The organism is Pantoea vagans (genome assembly GCF_001506165.1).
Classification (GTDB): domain Bacteria; phylum Pseudomonadota; class Gammaproteobacteria; order Enterobacterales; family Enterobacteriaceae; genus Pantoea; species Pantoea vagans_C.
Genome location: NZ_CP011427.1, coordinates 3,519,348 through 3,536,469, shown reverse-complemented (window position 1 = coordinate 3,536,469; position 17,122 = coordinate 3,519,348). Strand labels below are relative to the sequence as shown.

15 protein-coding genes and 2 tRNA genes are annotated in these 17,122 nt (G+C 52.3%); 16 read left to right on the top strand and 1 reads right to left on the bottom strand.

Features of this window, described 5'->3' with window-relative positions; genetic code table 11:
- Positions 1-118: 118 nt before the first annotated feature.
- Entirely contained in the window at positions 119-595 is a 477-nt protein-coding gene (gene greA / locus LK04_RS16455; RefSeq protein WP_039327550.1) for a transcription elongation factor GreA, read from the top strand.
- A 127-nt stretch (positions 596-722) separates the two neighbouring features.
- On the opposite strand, the gene yhbY is transcribed toward greA, so the two are convergent.
- Positions 723-1,016, bottom strand: a complete 294-nt coding sequence (gene yhbY / locus LK04_RS16450; protein ID WP_034826542.1) for a ribosome assembly RNA-binding protein YhbY — start codon at positions 1,014-1,016, stop codon at positions 723-725.
- Positions 1,017-1,142: 126 nt separating this feature from the next.
- Between yhbY and rlmE the strand changes: the two genes are divergently transcribed.
- The 15 genes from rlmE to nlpI all read left to right on the top strand — a co-directional run bounded on the left by rlmE (position 1,143) and on the right by nlpI (position 17,117).
- On the top strand, positions 1,143-1,772 hold the full coding sequence (rlmE, locus tag LK04_RS16445; RefSeq protein WP_039327553.1) for a 23S rRNA (uridine(2552)-2'-O)-methyltransferase RlmE: 630 nt from the start codon (positions 1,143-1,145) through the stop codon (positions 1,770-1,772).
- A 173-nt stretch (positions 1,773-1,945) separates the two neighbouring features.
- On the top strand, positions 1,946-3,877 hold the full coding sequence (gene ftsH / locus LK04_RS16440; protein ID WP_039327554.1) for an ATP-dependent zinc metalloprotease FtsH: 1,932 nt from the start codon (positions 1,946-1,948) through the stop codon (positions 3,875-3,877).
- A 77-nt stretch (positions 3,878-3,954) separates the two neighbouring features.
- On the top strand, positions 3,955-4,788 hold the full coding sequence (gene folP, locus LK04_RS16435; RefSeq protein ID WP_039327556.1) for a dihydropteroate synthase: 834 nt from the start codon (positions 3,955-3,957) through the stop codon (positions 4,786-4,788).
- 4 nt (positions 4,789-4,792) lie between these two features.
- A complete protein-coding gene (gene glmM, locus LK04_RS16430; protein ID WP_039327558.1) occupies positions 4,793-6,127 on the top strand; it encodes a phosphoglucosamine mutase in 1,335 nt (444 codons plus the stop codon).
- 217 nt (positions 6,128-6,344) lie between these two features.
- A complete protein-coding gene (gene secG, locus LK04_RS16425) occupies positions 6,345-6,680 on the top strand; it encodes a preprotein translocase subunit SecG (protein ID WP_039327559.1) in 336 nt (111 codons plus the stop codon).
- A 47-nt stretch (positions 6,681-6,727) separates the two neighbouring features.
- A tRNA-Leu gene (locus tag LK04_RS16420) sits at positions 6,728-6,814 on the top strand.
- A 59-nt stretch (positions 6,815-6,873) separates the two neighbouring features.
- Positions 6,874-6,950, top strand: a tRNA-Met gene (locus LK04_RS16415).
- A gap of 212 nt (positions 6,951-7,162) precedes the next feature.
- Entirely contained in the window at positions 7,163-7,615 is a 453-nt protein-coding gene (gene rimP / locus LK04_RS16410; RefSeq protein ID WP_039327562.1) for a ribosome maturation factor RimP, read from the top strand.
- 24 nt (positions 7,616-7,639) lie between these two features.
- Positions 7,640-9,127, top strand: a complete 1,488-nt coding sequence (nusA, locus tag LK04_RS16405) for a transcription termination factor NusA (RefSeq protein WP_039327563.1) — start codon at positions 7,640-7,642, stop codon at positions 9,125-9,127.
- A 17-nt stretch (positions 9,128-9,144) separates the two neighbouring features.
- Positions 9,145-11,835 (top strand): translation initiation factor IF-2, encoded by a 2,691-nt coding sequence (gene infB / locus LK04_RS16400; protein WP_039327565.1) that lies wholly within the window; start codon positions 9,145-9,147, stop codon positions 11,833-11,835.
- Between the two features lie 65 nt (positions 11,836-11,900).
- The gene (gene rbfA / locus LK04_RS16395; RefSeq protein ID WP_034826517.1) at positions 11,901-12,308 is read left to right on the top strand and encodes a 30S ribosome-binding factor RbfA; all 408 of its coding nucleotides are present in this window, start codon (positions 11,901-11,903) and stop codon (positions 12,306-12,308) included.
- A complete protein-coding gene (truB, locus tag LK04_RS16390; RefSeq protein WP_039327567.1) occupies positions 12,308-13,252 on the top strand; it encodes a tRNA pseudouridine(55) synthase TruB in 945 nt (314 codons plus the stop codon). Before rbfA ends, truB begins: the two co-directional genes overlap by 1 nt.
- A gap of 135 nt (positions 13,253-13,387) precedes the next feature.
- Positions 13,388-13,657: a 30S ribosomal protein S15 gene (rpsO, locus tag LK04_RS16385; protein WP_034826514.1), complete on the top strand. Its 270-nt coding sequence runs from the start codon at positions 13,388-13,390 to the stop codon at positions 13,655-13,657.
- Positions 13,658-13,967: 310 nt separating this feature from the next.
- Positions 13,968-16,103, top strand: coding sequence for a polyribonucleotide nucleotidyltransferase (gene pnp, locus LK04_RS16380; RefSeq protein ID WP_039327569.1), 2,136 nt, complete (start codon positions 13,968-13,970; stop codon positions 16,101-16,103).
- A 129-nt stretch (positions 16,104-16,232) separates the two neighbouring features.
- Complete coding sequence (gene nlpI, locus LK04_RS16375) at positions 16,233-17,117, top strand: lipoprotein NlpI (RefSeq protein ID WP_039327571.1); 885 nt, start codon at positions 16,233-16,235, stop codon at positions 17,115-17,117.
- Positions 17,118-17,122: the final 5 nt, after the last annotated feature.

Below are 17,122 nucleotides of genomic sequence, written 5' to 3'. Positions count from 1 at the left end.
AGCTTTCCGGGTCAGGCTTCTTTTGCTTGTGAAAAGAGGTAACGCGCCGCAGAAGCTGTTTTCTGCTGTCACCGGTCAGGATGACGCCGTTAACCAGGACAGATGACGAGGAGCCAAAATGAATCAGATTCCGATGACGTTGAAAGGCGCTGAGAAGCTGCGCGAAGAGCTGAACGAACTGAAGTCCGTTAAGCGTCCGCGCATTATCGCCTCCATCGCCGAAGCCCGTGAGCACGGCGATTTGAAAGAGAATGCCGAATACCACGCAGCACGCGAAGAGCAGGGCTTTTGTGAAGGGCGCATTCAGGAGATTGAAGCCAAACTCTCTAATGCACAGGTCATTGATGTGACTGCCATGCCAAAAACCGGCCGTGTGATTTTCGGTGCGACGGTCACGGTGTTGAATGTCGATACCGACGAAGAATTTACCTACCGCATCGTGGGTGATGACGAGGCTGACTTTAAGCAGAATCTCATCTCAGTGAACTCGCCAATGGCGCGGGGTTTGGTGGGAAAAGAAGCGGATGACGTCGCGATCGTGAAGACACCGGGTGGCGATGTGGAATATGAAGTCTTAAAGGTGGAATACCTTTAAGATATTGCTACGCTTTGAAATGTGTAGCCGCATATTGTAAAGAAAGGAAAAAGGCCGCATCGCGGCCTTTTATCCCATGCAGGAGCATGGCACTTTCTCTGCCCGTTATGGCAGCCTTACGGCTTCATTAACGTGGCAGAGTAATTTTGCGCTCTTTTGCAGGGCGATACAGCACCAGCGTATTGCCGATGACCTGTACGTTACACGCTTTAGTTTCACGTACGATTGCGTCAACGATCAGCTGCTTGGTCTCACGATCTTCCGAGGCAATTTTTACCTTGATCAATTCGTGATGCTCGAGCGCCAGTTCGATTTCGGCGAGCACGCCTTCGGTCAGGCCATTACCGCCCAGCATGACAACGGGCTTAAGGGGATGGGCCAGGCCTTTCAGGTGCTGTTTTTGTTTGGTACTCAGATTCATCGTATTTTTTACTTACTCAGGGATTGAAAACGGTTCATTCTACCGCCATCTCGTGTATATCGCCAAATCAACGCAACCCATTGCGGACTGATTTATCGCTACGATGAAGATTTAACTGGAAAAATTATGACGGGTAAAAAGCGTTCGGCCAGTTCCAGTCGCTGGCTACAGGAACACTTTAGCGATAAATATGTGCTGCAGGCACAGAAAAAGGGGTTGCGTTCGCGCGCCTGGTTTAAACTTGATGAAATTCAGCAGGGTGACAAGCTTTTCAAACCCGGCATGACAGTGGTAGATCTAGGTGCTGCACCCGGCGGTTGGTCGCAATATGCGGTACAACAGATTGGATCGAATGGTCGTATCATTGCCTGCGATTTGCTGCCGATGGACCCTATCGTCGGTGTCGATTTTTTGCAGGGTGATTTTCGTGAAGAAGCGGTGTTAAAAGCTTTGCTGGAACGTGTCGGTGACCAAAAGGTGCAAGTTGTCATGTCTGACATGGCACCGAACATGAGCGGTACACCTGCGGTTGATATTCCACGATCAATGTATTTGGTAGAGTTGGCGCTGGAAATGTGTCGAGATATCCTGGCACCTGGCGGCAGTTTTGTAGTGAAAGTGTTTCAGGGAGATGGCTTCGAGGAATACCTGCGGGAAATTCGCTCCCTATTTACGAAAGTGAAAATTCGTAAGCCAGACGCTTCTCGTTTACGTTCACGTGAAGTGTATATTGTGGCGACAGGGCGCAAACTATAGCCCTCGGTGCTGGAATCAAAGCAAGGCGAACTGCGTTTACTCTGATGTGTAATTCTGAGTTTCAGTGGAAAGCAGTAAAATCATCAGCGCCGCGATTCCAGGTCTGAAGGATATATAGTACCCTACGCTGTCTGTTAACACCGTTGTAATATGAGGTTAATCCCTTGAGTGACATGGCGAAAAACCTGATTCTCTGGTTAGTCATCGCGGTCGTGCTGATGTCTGTCTTCCAGAGCTTTGGGCCCAGCGAGTCGAATGGCCGTAGGGTTGATTATTCAACCTTCCTGTCGGAAGTGAACCAGGATCAGGTCCGCGAGGCACGTATTAACGGGCGTGAGATTAACGTTGTCAAAAAAGACAGTAATAAATATACGACTTACATTCCTGTCAACGATCCTAAGTTGCTTGATAACCTCTTGACCAAAAACGTCAAAGTGATTGGCGAACCACCAGAAGAGCCAAGCCTGCTGGCTTCCATCTTCATCTCTTGGTTCCCAATGCTGCTGTTGATTGGTGTTTGGATCTTCTTTATGCGGCAGATGCAGGGCGGCGGTGGCAAAGGCGCGATGTCCTTTGGCAAGAGTAAAGCCCGCATGCTGACCGAAGACCAGATTAAGACCACTTTTGCTGATGTCGCAGGTTGTGATGAAGCAAAAGAAGAAGTCGGTGAACTGGTTGAATATCTGCGTGAGCCAAGCCGCTTCCAGAAACTGGGTGGTAAGATTCCGAAAGGCGTCTTGATGGTGGGCCCACCGGGTACCGGTAAAACGTTGCTGGCGAAAGCGATCGCTGGCGAAGCGAAAGTACCTTTCTTTACCATTTCTGGTTCTGACTTCGTAGAAATGTTTGTCGGTGTCGGTGCATCTCGTGTGCGTGACATGTTCGAACAAGCGAAGAAAGCGGCGCCGTGCATTATCTTCATCGATGAAATCGATGCGGTAGGCCGTCAGCGTGGTGCCGGTTTGGGCGGTGGTCACGATGAACGTGAGCAGACGCTGAACCAAATGCTGGTCGAAATGGATGGCTTCGAAGGTAATGAAGGCATCATCGTGATCGCGGCAACTAACCGTCCAGACGTACTTGACCCTGCGCTGCTGCGTCCAGGTCGTTTTGACCGTCAGGTTGTAGTCGGTCTGCCAGACGTTCGCGGTCGTGAACAGATTTTGAAAGTGCATATGCGTCGTGTGCCACTGGCAACCGATATTGATGCAGCCATCATCGCACGTGGTACGCCGGGCTTCTCGGGTGCTGACCTCGCTAACCTCGTCAACGAAGCAGCGCTGTTTGCTGCACGTGGCAACAAGCGTGTGGTCTCGATGGTTGAGTTTGAAAAAGCGAAAGACAAAATCATGATGGGTGCGGAACGTCGCTCCATGGTGATGACGGAAGCGCAAAAAGAATCAACCGCTTACCATGAAGCTGGCCATGCGATCATTGGTCGTCTGGTACCGGAACACGATCCGGTGCACAAAGTGACCATTATTCCTCGCGGCCGTGCTTTGGGTGTGACCTTCTTCCTGCCTGAAGGTGACGCAATCAGCGCCAGCCGTCAGAAACTGGAAAGCCAGATCTCTACGCTGTACGGTGGTCGTCTTGCTGAAGAGATCATCTATGGTGCAGAGCACGTCTCTACCGGTGCGTCTAACGACATCAAAGTGGCGACCAACCTGGCACGCAACATGGTCACGCAGTGGGGCTTCAACGAGAAATTGGGTCCGTTGCTGTACGCTGAAGAAGAAGGCGAAGTGTTCCTGGGCCGTTCAGTGGCGAAGGCTAAACACATGTCTGATGAAACAGCGCGTATCATCGACCAGGAAGTTAAACACCTGATCGACAGCAACTACCAGCGCGCTCGCGTTCTGTTGGGTGAGAATATGGATATCCTTCATGCGATGAAAGATGCGCTGATGAAGTATGAAACCATTGACGCACCGCAGATCGATGACCTGATGGCGCGCCGTGAAGTTCGTCCACCTGCGGGTTGGGATGACTCCGGCAACAGCAGCTCTTCAGACAACAATGGCACGCCAAAGGCGCCACGTCCGGTTGATGAACCGCGTACGCCGAATCCAGGCAATACCATGTCAGAGCAGCTCGACAAATAAGAGGCGTTTAACCTCAGCAAAAACCCCGGCCGGTCCGGGGTTTTTTACATTTAGTGATTCCCAAGGAGATTTCCGCCATGAAGTTGTACGCCCGTGATTCCCATCTCGATCTGTCGTTTCCCCATGTGATGGGTATTTTGAATGTCACGCCGGACTCTTTTTCTGATGGTGGAACGCATAACACACTGGTGGATGCGCTGACGCATACCAATGAGATGGTGAATGCTGGTGCCACCATTATCGATGTGGGCGGCGAATCAACGCGACCAGGTGCGGATGAGGTGAGTGTTGAGGAAGAACTGGCACGCGTGATTCCGGTGGTGGAAGCGATTGCCCAGCGCTTCGAGGTCTGGATTTCTGTTGATACCTCTAAACCAGAAGTTATCCGTGAATCTGCGCGAGTGGGTGCTCACATCATTAATGACATTCGTTCACTCTCTGAGCCGGGTGCATTGGCTGCTGCGGCAGAGACCGGGCTGCCGGTGTGCCTGATGCACATGCAGGGTGAGCCGCGGACTATGCAGCAGGCACCGGAATATAACGATATCGTGAGTGAAGTGGACGCTTACTTCACTGCGCAGATTGCGCGCTGTGAGGCCGCAGGCATTAAAAAAGAAAATCTGCTACTCGACCCTGGCTTCGGTTTCGGTAAGAATCTCAACCACAATTATCAACTGCTGGCCGAACTTAGCCATTTCCACCACTTTGGTTTGCCGCTGTTGGTGGGGATGTCGCGTAAGTCGATGATTGGCCAGTTGTTAAATGTCGGTCCGGCGCAGCGCCTGACCGGTAGCCTGAGCTGTGCGGTGATTGCTGCGATGCAGGGGGCACAAATTATTCGCGTTCATGATGTGAAAGAGACTGTCGAAGCGATGCGCGTCGTCGAAGCGACACGGAGAGCAAAAGGATAAAGGCATGAGTAATCGTAAATATTTCGGTACAGATGGTATCCGTGGCAAAGTAGGCGAAGCGCCTATTACACCTGACTTTGTACTGAAGCTGGGCTTCGCGGCCGGTAAAGTGCTGGCACGTTCTGGCTCTAAGAAAGTATTGATAGGTAAAGACACGCGTATTTCCGGTTATATGCTGGAGTCCGCGTTGGAAGCGGGACTTGCCGCGGCAGGCCTGTCTGCGGCCTTTACCGGCCCAATGCCTACCCCCGCCATTGCTTATCTGACGCGAACTTTCCGTGCTGAGGCCGGCATTGTGATTTCGGCATCGCATAACCCGTTCGATGACAACGGCATTAAATTCTTCTCTGCTGAAGGCACCAAACTGCCGGATGAAGTCGAAGAAGCCATTGAGCTGGAACTTGAGAAGCCACTGACCTGCGTGGAATCAGCCGAACTGGGTCGTGCGAGCCGCATTGTCGATGCTGCTGGTCGCTACATTGAGTTCTGCAAAGGCACTTTCCCCAGTGAGCTGAGCCTCAACAGTTTGAAGATAGTGGTGGACTGCGCCAATGGGGCGACTTACCACATCGCACCAAACGTGTTGCGTGAACTGGGTGCCAAAGTGATTGCCATCGGCGTGCAGCCTGATGGCATGAACATTAACAAAGAGTGCGGTGCCACCGATCTGCGTATGCTGCAACAGCGTGTGCTGGATGAGAAGGCCGATCTCGGTCTGGCCTATGACGGTGATGGTGACCGTATCATGATGGTTGACCATTTGGGTGAGAAGGTTGATGGCGACCAGATCCTCTACATCATTGCACGCGAGGCACTGCGTCAGGGTCAGCTGCGCGGCGGTGTAGTGGGCACGTTGATGAGCAACATGGGTCTGGAACTGGCGTTGAAGCAGTTAGGTATTCCCTTTACCCGTGCCAAAGTCGGTGACCGCTACGTGCTGGAGAAAATGCAGGAGAAGGGCTGGCGCATGGGCGCTGAAAACTCCGGGCATGTGATTTTGCTCGACAAAATCAGCACTGGCGATGGCATCGTTGCAAGTTTGCAAGTACTCACTGCGATTGTGCGCAATCACATGAGCCTGCACGACCTGTGCAGCGGGATGAAAATGTTGCCTCAGGTGCTGGTCAATGTGCGTTTCACTGGCAGCCATGATCCTCTGGAGAGTGATAGCGTGAAAGCCGTGACAGCGGAAGTAGAGAAGACGCTGGCGGGAAGAGGGCGCGTGCTGCTGCGTAAATCGGGCACTGAGCCACTGATTCGCGTGATGGTGGAAGGTGAGGACGAGAAGCTGGTGACAGAACTCGCGCACAAAATTGCCGATGCAGTGAAAGCCGTATAACGCCACGCCAGGCGGAGAGGCTGCGGCCTTTCCGCCTGTAAAATCACCATGATGGCGCTTTTTTCCGCAATCAATAAAGTTCGTGTAAATTGCACTTGCAGAGGTATGCACCATTGGTTAGTATTCACACCCGCTTCTGATGGGTGATGACGATACTCCCCGTCAATATTGGTGAAGCTTTAACTGTGCAGATAACGCGCAAGGAATCAGGTTGATTATGTACGAAGCTCTGTTAGTTGTTTTCCTTATTGTAGCGATTGGCCTCGTGGGTCTGATCATGCTGCAGCAAGGCAAAGGCGCTGATATGGGAGCCTCATTCGGTGCAGGCGCCTCTGGTACACTGTTCGGTTCAACCGGGTCTGGTAACTTTATGACTCGTATGACCGCTGTGCTGGCGACCCTGTTCTTCATTATCAGTCTGGTTCTGGGCAATCTGAACACCAACAAGTCTTCTAAAGGAAGCGAGTGGGAAAACCTCACTGCGCCGGCTCAGTCTCAACAACAGACTCAGCCAGCTAAACCGGCCACGCCGGGCAATGACATCCCACAGTAACATCGTCAACGCTTAAAGCGGCAATACAACGTCGCAGTCAGTGCAGTACCGAGGTGGTGAAATTGGTAGACACGCTACCTTGAGGTGGTAGTGCTCGAAAGGGCTTACGGGTTCAAGTCCCGTCCTCGGTACCAAATCTCAGTAAAACTTGCTTTTTTCGCAAGATCGGCGTAATATTCGCCACGTTTTCGGACGCGGGGTGGAGCAGCCTGGTAGCTCGTCGGGCTCATAACCCGAAGGTCGTCGGTTCAAATCCGGCCCCCGCAACCACTTTCCCTTAGAGTTCTTTTTCAAATATACTGTATGCATCGACGGACGCATCCTCAGTGAGTTTTTGAAAAAAATTCTTTTGGATTGTGTGCCGAAGCCGCCATGCGGCGTACAGGGTCCAGTCACAAAAAGCCCCGAATATTCGGGGTTTTTTGTTATCAGGAATCGCAACACTGGGCTATAGGCCCTTTTTTTATGTCTTGGGGGTGGGCTTGTCCACATTAGAGCAAAAATTGACTGATTTGATCACCGCTCCAGTAGAAGCGCTTGGCTACGAATTGGTCGGTATCGAATTCGTTCGCGGTCGCACATCGACTTTGCGCATCTATATTGATAGTGAAGACGGTATCAATGTTGATGATTGTGCCGATGTTAGCCACCAGGTCAGCGCGGTAATGGACGTGGAAGATCCGATTACTGTCGCTTACAACCTTGAAGTTTCCTCACCAGGTCTCGAGCGTCCTCTTTTCACTGCTGAACACTATACTCGTTTCGTCGGTGATGAAGTGAGCGTGGTACTGCGTATGGCCGTACAGAACCGCCGTAAATGGCAGGGCATCATCAAGTCTGTTGAAGGCGAGATGATCACGGTGACCGTTGAGGGTAACGATGAAGTGTTCGCGCTGAGCAACATTCAGAAAGCGAACCTGGTCCCCCACTTTTAAAAGTCCGGATTGAGGCTAACCAGGATGAACAAAGAGATCTTAGCTGTAGTAGAAGCCGTTTCTAACGAAAAAGCCCTGCCGCGTGAGAAAATCTTCGAAGCGCTGGAGAGCGCTTTGGCCACTGCGACCAAAAAGAAGTATGAGCAAGAGATCGAAGTGCGCGTCAGCATCGACCGCCGCAGCGGCGATTTCGATACTTTCCGTCGCTGGCAGATTGTTGAAGAAGTTACTCAGCCGACCCGTGAGATTACGCTGGATGCCGCTCGCTTCGAAGATGAAGCGTTCAATCTGGGCGAATACGTTGAAGATCAGATCGAATCTGTGACCTTCGACCGTATCACTACGCAAACCGCGAAGCAGGTTATCGTGCAGAAAGTGCGCGAAGCTGAGCGCGCGATGGTGGTTGATCAGTTCCGTCAGCACGAAGGTGAGATCATCACCGGCGTGGTGAAAAAAGTGAACCGCGATAGCATTTCACTGGACCTCGGCAGCAATGCTGAAGCTGTGATTGGTCGTGAAGACATGCTGCCACGCGAAAACTTCCGCCCGGGCGACCGTATTCGCGGTGTGCTGTATGCCGTGCGTCCAGAAGCACGTGGCGCGCAGCTGTTTGTGACCCGTTCTAAGCCGGAAATGCTGATCGAGCTGTTCCGCATTGAAGTACCAGAAATCGGCGAAGAAGTTATCGAGATCAAAGCGGCAGCACGCGATCCGGGCTCACGTGCAAAAATTGCCGTGAAGACCAACGATAAACGTATCGATCCCGTGGGTGCTTGTGTCGGTATGCGCGGTGCGCGTGTGCAGGCTGTTTCAAGCGAACTGGGTGGCGAGCGTATCGATATTGTGCTGTGGGACGATAACCCCGCGCAATTCGTCATTAACGCCATGGCACCAGCCGATGTGGCGTCAATCGTGGTGGATGAAGACAATCACACCATGGATATCGCGGTTGAAGCCGGCAATCTGGCTCAAGCGATCGGCCGTAACGGCCAAAACGTGCGTCTGGCTTCCCAACTGAGTGGCTGGGAACTGAACGTGATGACCGTCGATGATCTGCAGGCTAAGCATCAGGCTGAAGCCCACGCAGCGATCGATATGTTCACCAAACATCTCGACATCGACGAAGAGTTCGCCACCGTTCTGGTGGAAGAGGGCTTCTCTTCGCTGGAAGAATTGGCTTATGTGCCAATCAACGAGCTGCTGGAAATCGACGGCCTCGACGAAGAGACCATTGAAGCCCTGCGTGAACGAGCAAAAAATGCGTTAACCACCCTGGCATTAGCGAAAGAAGAGAGCCTTGGTAATCAGGAGCCCGCTGAGGATCTTCTGAATCTTGAGGGCTTAGATCGTGCGCTGGCGTATCGCCTGGCGTCTATCGGCGTTTGCACGCTGGAAGATCTCGCTGAGCAAGGTGTTGACGATCTGACAGATATTGAAGGGCTGGATGATGAGAAGGCCGGTGCGCTGATCATGGCTGCACGTAATATCTGCTGGTTCGGCGATGACGCGTAATAACAGGAAGGAACAGCATGACAGATGTAACCGTAAAATCGCTGGCCGCCGAAATTCAGACTCCGGTCGATCGCCTGGTACAGCAATTTGCTGATGCAGGGATCCGCAAGTCTGAAAACGATGCGGTATCCCAGCAAGAGAAAGAAACCTTACTGTCCCATTTGAATCGTGAGCACGGTCAGACAGGTTCAAGTAAACTGACTTTGCAGCGCAAAACGCGCAGCACCTTGAATATTCCCGTCACCGGGGGTAAAAGTAAGTCGGTGCAAATCGAAGTCCGCAAAAAGCGCACATACGTGAAAGGTGATGCAGAGTCTGAGCAAGCTCAGGCAGAAGCTGAAGCCGAGGCGCAGCGTGAAGCGGAAGAGCAGGCGCGTCGCGAGGCGGAAGAACAAGCCCGTCGCGAAGCTGAACAAAAAGCGCAACGTGAAGCCGAAGATAAAGCCAAGCGCGAAGCCGCTGACAAGGCTAAGCGTGAAGCAGCGGAAAATGAGAAAGTGACTAATCAACCTACCGACGAAGTAACCAAGGCTGCGCAATCTGATAAAGCCCGTCGTGAAGCCGAAGCGGCTGAACTGAAACGTAAATCAGAAGAAGAAGCGCGTCGTAAGCTAGAACAAGATGCCCGTCGCGTGGCAGAAGAAGCTAAACGCCTGGCTGAAGAAAAAGCAGCGGAATGGGAAAAACCTGAAGAAGAGGATAAAGGTGATTATCACGTCACTACCTCGACCCATGCCCGTCAGGCTGAAGACGAGAACGATCGTCAAGTTGAAGCTGGCCGTGCGCGCACGCGTACCGCTAAAGCGGCTCGCCCGGTGAAGAAAGGCAACAAACATTCTGAAGCGAAAACCGACCGCGAAGAAGCACGTGCTCAGGTACGTGGCGGTAAAGGTGGCAAGCACCGTAAACCAAGCTCACTGCAGCAGGGCTTTAACAAGCCAGCACAGGCAGTGAACCGCGATGTCATCATCGGTGAAACTATCTCCGTTGCTGAGCTGGCCAATAAAATGGCAATCAAAGGCTCTCTGGTGGTTAAAGCGATGATGAAGATGGGCGCCATGGCGACCATCAACCAGGTCATCGACCAGGAAACGGCTCAGATGGTTGCGGAAGAAATGGGTCACAAAGTGATCCTGCGCCGTGAGAATGAGCTGGAAGAAGCGGTAATGGACGACCGTGATACCGATGCTGCGCAAGAGAGCCGCGCGCCGGTCGTGACCATCATGGGCCACGTTGACCACGGTAAAACGTCACTGCTCGACTATATCCGCTCAACCAAAGTCGCCTCTGGCGAGGCTGGCGGTATTACTCAGCATATCGGTGCATACCACGTTGAAACTGACAACGGTATGATCACCTTCCTGGATACCCCAGGTCACGCCGCGTTTACCGCTATGCGTGCTCGTGGTGCTCAGGCAACGGATATCGTTATCCTGGTTGTTGCCGCGGATGACGGCGTGATGCCGCAGACCATCGAAGCTATCCAGCACGCAAAAGCGGCGCAGGTGCCGGTTGTGGTTGCTGTGAACAAAATCGATAAGCCAGAAGCCGATCCCGATCGTGTTAAAAACGAACTGACTCAGTACGGTATCATTCCCGAAGAGTGGGGCGGCGAAAACATGTTCGTTAACGTCTCTGCGAAAGCCGGTACCGGTATTGATGACCTGCTGAATGCGATTCTGCTGCAGGCTGAAGTCCTGGAGCTGACGGCGATTCGTGCAGGTATGGCAAGCGGTGTGGTTATCGAATCGTTCCTCGACAAAGGTCGTGGTCCGGTTGCTACCGTACTGGTGCGTGAAGGTACGCTGAACAAAGGCGATATCGTACTCTGTGGCTTCGAATACGGCCGTGTCCGTGCGATGCGTGACGAACTGGGCCGCGAAGTACTGGAAGCGGGTCCATCGATTCCAGTGGAAATCCTTGGTCTGTCTGGTGTGCCAGCAGCAGGTGATGAAGCGACTGTGGTTCGTGATGAGAAGAAAGCACGTGAAGTTGCACTGTATCGTCAGGGCAAGTTCCGCGAAGTGAAGCTGGCGCGTCAGCAGAAGTCGAAGTTGGAGAACATGTTCGCCAACATGACCGAAGGCGAAGTGTCCGAGCTGAACATCGTACTGAAATCCGACGTACAGGGTTCTGTGGAAGCGATCTCCGACTCTCTGCTGAAACTCTCTACCGACGAAGTGAAAGTACGCATCATTGGTTCAGGCGTGGGTGGTATCACCGAAACTGACGCAACCCTGGCTGCAGCATCCAACGCGATCATCCTCGGCTTCAACGTGCGTGCTGATGCTTCTGCTCGCCGCGTGATTGATGCTGAAAACGTTGACCTGCGTTACTACTCCGTCATCTATAATCTGATCGACGAAGTTAAAGCGGCAATGAGCGGTATGTTGGCGCCAGAGTTCAAACAGCAGATTATCGGTCTGGCTGCAGTACGTGACGTGTTCAAGTCACCGAAGTTCGGCGCTATCGCAGGCTGTATGGTCACCGAAGGCAACATCAAACGTCACAACCCGATTCGCGTTCTGCGCGACAACGTGGTGATTTACGAAGGCGAGCTGGAATCTCTGCGTCGCTTTAAAGACGATGTCAACGAAGTGCGTAATGGCATGGAGTGTGGTATCGGCGTGAAGAACTACAACGACGTTCGTGTTGGCGATATGATCGAAGTCTTTGAAGTGATTGAAATTAAACGCACCATCGATTGATTATTGTCTGATGTGTTGCAATTTGGGAGGCCTCTGGCCTCCCGAATTATTTGGGAGAAAGAAAAATGGCAAAAGAATTTGGCCGCCCACAGCGCGTATCTCAGGAACTGCAAAAAGAAATCGCTATCATCCTGCAGCGCGAAATCAAAGATCCGCGTCTTGGCATGATGGTGACCGTCTCTGGCGTGGAAGTGTCACGCGATCTGGCTTACGCCAAAGTGTTCGTAACCTTCCTGAATGATCAGGACGAAGATGCGGTAAAAAATGGCCTGAAAGCGCTGAAAGAAGCCTCAGGTTATATCCGTATTCTGGTGGGTAAAGCGATGCGTCTGCGTATCGTGCCGGAGTTAACCTTCTTCTATGACAACTCACTGATTGAAGGTATGCGCATGTCTAACCTCGTCAGTAACGTTATCAAGAGTGATGTTGAGCGTCGTGGTGAAAGCCCGGCGGAAGATGACAAGGAGGACTGATGAGTCGTCCTCGTCGTCGCGGTCGCGACGTCCACGGTGTGTTTTTGCTGGATAAGCATCAGGGTGCATCCTCTAATGATGTTTTGCAGAAAGTGAAGCGCCTGTTTAATGCTAATCGAGCGGGCCACACCGGCGCGCTGGATCCCCTGGCAACCGGCATGTTGCCAGTTTGTCTCGGTGAAGCGACCAAGTTCTCGCAGTTTCTGCTCGATTCGGATAAACGATATCGTGTGATTGCACGATTGGGTGAGCGCACGGATACCTCAGATGCCGATGGTAATATCGTCGAAACACGCCCGGTGACCTTTAACCAGGCGATGTTGGACGATGCGCTGGAGAGCTTTCGTGGTGACACCATGCAGGTGCCGACCATGTTCTCCGCACTCAAGTATCAGGGTCGTAAGCTGTACGAGTATGCGCGCGAAGGCATTACTGTTCCGCGTGAAGCACGCCCCATCCGTGTATTCGAACTGCAGTTTATCCGCTGGGAAGGCGATGAACTGGAGCTGGAGATTCATGTCTCCAAAGGCACTTACATCCGCACCATCATCGATGATTTGGGTGAAAAGCTCGGCTGCGGTGCGCATGTGATTATGCTGCGCCGTTTGCAGGTGGCACGATATCCGATTGAAAGAATGATCACGCTGGAACAGCTGCAAGAGATGGCCGCTGCAGTTAATGCCACTGAAACGCCGGATTACACCTCTCTGGACGCCTTGCTGTTACCGATGGACAGCCCGGCAGAAGAGTTTCCCATCGTGAATTTGCTCCCTTCTGTGGCTGCCTTTTTCAAACAAGGTATGCCGGTCCAGGTGGCGAATGCGCCTGAACAGGGTTTGGTGCGAGTCACGGAAGGTGACGGCCATAAATTCATTGGTATGGCTGAAATCGCGGATGATGGGCGTGTCGCGCCGCGTCGTCTGGTGGTTGAGTTTCCCGCCTAATCGAAACACAGGCGTTAGCCTTTACGACGCATTTGCGTTGCTATCGGGCGAAGAGTAGAATAGCGCGGCTTTAAAAGCGGGCTGCTGAATTAGAGATCGGCACCCATACATTCATTTTTTTATCTGGAGTTTATTATGTCTCTAAGCGTAGAAGCTAAAGCAGAGATCGTTGCTAAATTCGGTCGTGGTGCTAACGACAGCGGTTCAACTGAAGTTCAGGTTGCTCTGCTGACTGCTCAGATTAACCACCTGCAGGGTCACTTCTCTGAGCACAAGAAAGACCACCACAGCCGTCGCGGTCTGCTGCGCATGGTATCTCAGCGTCGTAAGCTGCTGGACTACCTGAAGCGTAAAGACGTTGCTCGCTACACCAGCCTGATCGAAACCCTGGGTCTGCGTCGCTAAGTCTGAAGAATCTGATCAACGATGTAGTGCATGCAGTATGCAGAAAACCGCATCTGACGATCAGATTTGTGCGAGTTTCGCGAAAAGGGGGCCTTTATGGCCCCTTTTTTCGAGCAATCCGCAGCAATCCGTACCAAACTCATGTATTGTTGCTGAGAGTGATCTTTGCTTGCAGCGTTTCGCGCGGCTAATGAGAGGCTTTACCGCCAGAGCGGTTGAAGATTGTCATTAGTCGCGAGGATGCAACTAAAGATCGGTAAATCCCGGCGAGCCAAAATGGGCTTGCCCCTCGAATTTAAGGACTTAAATTTTGCTGAACCCGATCGTACGCAAATTCCAATATGGTCAGCATACCGTCACGCTGGAAACCGGCATGATGGCGCGCCAGGCCACTGCAGCAGTAATGGCGAGCATGGACGACACTGCGGTATTCGTTACCGTTGTTGGCCAGAAAAAAACCAAACCAGGTCAGGATTTCTTCCCGCTGACGGTTAACTATCAGGAGCGTACTTACGCTGCTGGTCGTATCCCGGGTAGCTTCTTCCGTCGTGAAGGCCGTCCAAGCGAAGGCGAAACCCTGATCTCCCGTCTGATTGACCGTCCGGTACGTCCTCTGTTCCCGGAAGGTTTCATCAACGAAGTGCAGGTTATCGCTACCGTTGTTTCCGTTAACCCTCAGGTCAACCCAGATATCGTTGCGATGATTGGTGCCTCTGCTGCACTGGCATTGTCAGGCCTGCCATTCAACGGCCCTATCGGTGCTGCACGTGTTGGTTATATCAATGACCAGTACGTTCTGAACCCAACCGCTGATGAGATCAAAACCTCTCGTCTGGACCTGGTGGTTGCAGGTACGCAGAACGCGGTTCTGATGGTTGAATCTGAAGCTGAAATTCTGACTGAAGATCAGATGCTGGGCGCAGTGGTGTTTGGCCACGATCAGCAGCAGGTTGTTATCGAAAACATTAACGCACTGGTTGCTGAAGCAGGCAAACCGCGTTGGGACTGGCAGCCAGAGCCAGCCAACGATGCGTTGATTGCACGTGTTGCGGCATTAGCTGAAACCGGTATCAGCGATGCTTACCGCATCACTGATAAACAAGAGCGTTACACTCAGGTTGGTGTGGTTAAAGATGCCACCATCGCTGCATTAAAAGCGGAAGATGAGTCGCTGGATGCGGCTGAAATCGCTGACATCGTTCATGACCTTGAGAAAAGTGTTGTGCGTAGCCGCATCATCCGTGGTGAGCCGCGTATCGATGGTCGTGAAAAAGACATGATCCGTGGTCTGGACGTGCGTACTGGCGTACTGCCACGTACTCACGGTTCTTCGCTGTTCACTCGTGGTGAAACGCAGGCGCTGGTTACCGCTACCCTGGGTACCGCGCGTGATGCACAGAGCCTGGACGAGCTGATGGGCGAGCGCACTGACAGCTTCCTGTTCCACTATAACTTCCCTCCGTACTCCGTGGGCGAAACCGGTATGGTTGGCTCACCTAAGCGTCGTGAAATCGGTCACGGTCGTTTGGCTAAGCGCGGTGTGCTGGCAGTGATGCCTAAGCAGGAAGAGTTCCCATACACCGTTCGCGTAGTGTCTGAAATCACCGAATCCAACGGTTCTTCTTCAATGGCGTCTGTGTGCGGTGCTTCTCTGGCGCTGATGGATGCAGGTGTACCAATCAAAGCGGCCGTAGCCGGTATCGCGATGGGTCTGGTTAAAGAAGACGAAAACTTCGTGGTTCTGTCCGATATCCTGGGTGACGAAGATCACCTTGGCGATATGGACTTCAAAGTTGCGGGTAGCCGCGACGGTATCACTGCACTGCAGATGGATATCAAAATTGAAGGTATCACCCGCGAAATCATGCAGGTGGCGCTGAATCAGGCTAAGGGCGCGCGTCTGCACATTCTGAGCGTGATGGAACAGGCTATCAGCACGCCGCGTCAGGAAATCTCTGAGTTCGCGCCGCGCATTTACACCATCAAGATCAGCGCAGACAAGATCAAAGATGTCATCGGTAAAGGCGGTTCTGTTATCCGTGCTCTGACCGAAGAAACCGGCACCACCATCGAAATCGAAGATGATGGCACCGTGAAGATCGCTGCAACCGACGGCAACAAAGCGAAAGAAGCGATTCGTCGTATCGAGCAGATTACCGCTGAAATCGAAGTCGGCCGTATCTACGAAGGTAAAGTGACGCGTATCGTTGATTTCGGTGCCTTCGTGGCCATCGGCGGCGGTAAAGAAGGTCTGGTACATATTTCTCAGATCGCTGATAAGCGCGTTGAGAAAGTGACCGATTACCTGCAGATGGGTCAGGAAGTTCCAGTGAAAGTGATGGAAGTGGACCGTCAGGGACGCGTACGCCTGAGCATCAAAGAAGCGACAGAGCAGAAACCAGCGGAAGAAACCACTGCTGCGACTGATGCACCTGACGCCGAGTAAGCGTTTACTGATTGGCCTCTCCCTGCATTGCGGGGAGAGGTGTTTGGATCATCGCGAGGGCGGGAATCCTTGTGCACAGCAGGCGGATGACAGGATGGTTATCCCAATGTTTGTATTCGGGAGTGGGAAATGAAGCCTTTTTTGCGCTGGTGTTTTGTTGCGACAGCTATCACGCTGGCAGGATGCAGCAACTCCAATTGGCGTAAGAACGAAGTTCTGGCAGTACCTTTGCAGCCCACACTGCAGCAAGAGGTGATCCTGGCGCGCATGGAACAAATTCTTGCCAGTCGTGCCCTCACCGATGATGAACGCGCACAGCTATTATATGAGCGCGGAGTGTTGTATGATAGTTTGGGTCTGAGGGCATTAGCGCGGAACGATTTTTCGCAAGCGCTGTCTATAAGACCAGATATGCCCGAGGTGTTTAACTACCTTGGTATATATCTAACGCAGGCAGGCAATTTTGATGCTGCCTATGAAGCGTTTGATTCTGTACTTGAGCTTGATCCAACTTACAACTATGCGCATTTAAATCGTGGTATCGCCCTCTATTACGGCGGTCGATACAAGTTAGCGCAAGATGATCTGCTGGCGTTTTATCAAGACGATCCTAACGATCCTTTCCGCAGCCTTTGGCTCTATCTCGTTGAAAGCGATATGGATGCAGACAAGGCGAAAGTCGCGCTACAACAGCGCCACGACAAAGCGGTCCGGGACCAATGGGGATGGAATATTGTCGAGTTCTACCTTGGCGACATCAGTGAAAAAACGCTGATGGAACGTCTCAAGGCGGACGCAACGGATAACACCTCGCTCGCTGAACATCTCAGTGAAACCAACTTCTATTTAGGTAAGTACTACCTAAGTCTGGGGGAGAAGGACGACGCGAAAGCGTTGTTCAAACTGGCGGTGGCTAACAACGTTAACAACTTTGTTGAGCACCGATACGCATTGTTGGAACTGGCGCAACTCGGCCAGACACAAGACGATTTATCAGAATCTGACCAGCAATAGCTGAC

Coding starts and splice junctions, on each gene's coding strand:
- secG (WP_039327559.1), top strand. CDS start 6,345: ATGTACGAAGCTCTGTTAGTTGTTTTCCTTATTGTAGCGATTGGCCTC.
- greA (WP_039327550.1), top strand. CDS start 119: ATGAATCAGATTCCGATGACGTTGAAAGGCGCTGAGAAGCTGCGCGAA.
- folP (WP_039327556.1), top strand. CDS start 3,955: ATGAAGTTGTACGCCCGTGATTCCCATCTCGATCTGTCGTTTCCCCAT.
- yhbY (WP_034826542.1), bottom strand. CDS start 1,016: ATGAATCTGAGTACCAAACAAAAACAGCACCTGAAAGGCCTGGCCCAT.
- rbfA (WP_034826517.1), top strand. CDS start 11,901: ATGGCAAAAGAATTTGGCCGCCCACAGCGCGTATCTCAGGAACTGCAA.
- rlmE (WP_039327553.1), top strand. CDS start 1,143: ATGACGGGTAAAAAGCGTTCGGCCAGTTCCAGTCGCTGGCTACAGGAA.
- truB (WP_039327567.1), top strand. CDS start 12,308: ATGAGTCGTCCTCGTCGTCGCGGTCGCGACGTCCACGGTGTGTTTTTG.
- ftsH (WP_039327554.1), top strand. CDS start 1,946: ATGGCGAAAAACCTGATTCTCTGGTTAGTCATCGCGGTCGTGCTGATG.
- infB (WP_039327565.1), top strand. CDS start 9,145: ATGACAGATGTAACCGTAAAATCGCTGGCCGCCGAAATTCAGACTCCG.
- nlpI (WP_039327571.1), top strand. CDS start 16,233: ATGAAGCCTTTTTTGCGCTGGTGTTTTGTTGCGACAGCTATCACGCTG.
- glmM (WP_039327558.1), top strand. CDS start 4,793: ATGAGTAATCGTAAATATTTCGGTACAGATGGTATCCGTGGCAAAGTA.
- rpsO (WP_034826514.1), top strand. CDS start 13,388: ATGTCTCTAAGCGTAGAAGCTAAAGCAGAGATCGTTGCTAAATTCGGT.
- nusA (WP_039327563.1), top strand. CDS start 7,640: ATGAACAAAGAGATCTTAGCTGTAGTAGAAGCCGTTTCTAACGAAAAA.